At 75.1% G+C, this 1,090-nt stretch carries 2 protein-coding genes; both read left to right on the top strand.

The window, feature by feature from the left end:
• Positions 1-322 (top strand): CoA-transferase (locus EJK16_RS11285; RefSeq protein WP_304999946.1); only part of this gene is annotated, 322 nt, incomplete at its 5' end.
• Positions 319-1,090: beta-ketoacyl synthase N-terminal-like domain-containing protein (locus EJK16_RS11280; RefSeq protein WP_304999945.1), on the top strand; the 772-nt coding region annotated here is incomplete at its 3' end. The genes EJK16_RS11285 and EJK16_RS11280, both read left to right, overlap by 4 nt.

Here is a 1,090-nt window from a genome sequence, read left to right as displayed (position 1 = left end):
GAACTGGATGATCCCCGGGAAGATGGTCAAGGGCCCGGGCGGGGCGATGGACCTGGTCCACGGCGCCGGGCGGGTCATCGTGCTCATGGAGCACACCGCCAAGGACGGCGCCCCCAAGATCGTGACCGAGTGCTCGCTGCCCCTCACGGGCCGGGGGGTGGTCGACCGGATCATCACCGACCTCGCCGTCATCGACGTCACCCCCGGCGGGCTGGTCCTGGTCGAGACCGCCCCCGGGGTGACCGTCGACCAGGTCCGCGCGGCCACCGAGCCCGACCTGACCATCTCCGACGACCTCGTCAACGTGGCGGTCACCGCATGAACACCAACCCCACCCCCGACCCGGATGCGGCCGCGGCCGGGCGGGCCGCGCAGGCCGGCACGGCGGGCAGCGAACGGGCGCCGGGGGATGTGGTGATCGTGGGGGCGGCGCGGACCCCGCAGGGCAAGCTGCGCGGCCAGCTCGCCGCGTTCGCGGCGACCGAGCTGGGGGCGGCCGCCATCCGTGGGGCGCTCGAGGGCGGCGGGGTGCCGGCCGCGGTGGTGGACGCGGTGGTCCTCGGGCAGGTGCTGCAGGCCGGGGTCGGGCAGAACCCCGCCCGGCAGGCCGCCATCGGCGCCGGCATTCCCTGGTCCGCGCACACCACCACGGTGAACAAGGTCTGCCTCTCGGGCTTGACCGCGATCATCGACGCCGCCCGCCTGATCCGCGCCGGCGAGGCAGACGTGGTCGTCGCCGGCGGGATGGAGTCCATGACCCACGCCCCGCACCTGCTGCCCGGCTCCCGGGCCGGGTATGCGTACGGGCCGGTCACCCTGCTGGACCACACCGCCCACGACGGCCTGACCGACGCCTTCACCCACGAGCCCATGGGCACCGCCACCGAGCGCTACACCGCGTCCACCTACCCCCTCACCCGCGAGGCCCAGGACGCCGTGGCCGCCGCCTCGCACACCCGGGCCGCGGCCGCCTGGGAGGCCGGCGTGTTCGCCCCCGAGGTCGTCCCCCTCACGGTCACCACCAAGAAGGGCGAGACGGTCGTGGACACCGACGAGGGCATCCGGCCCGGCACCACCGTCGAGACCCTGG

The organism is Georgenia sp. SYP-B2076 (genome assembly GCF_003991205.1).
Classification (GTDB): domain Bacteria; phylum Actinomycetota; class Actinomycetes; order Actinomycetales; family Actinomycetaceae; genus Georgenia.
Note: the sequence above shows the minus strand (reverse complement) of the source record. Positions and strands in the feature narration are given on the sequence as shown.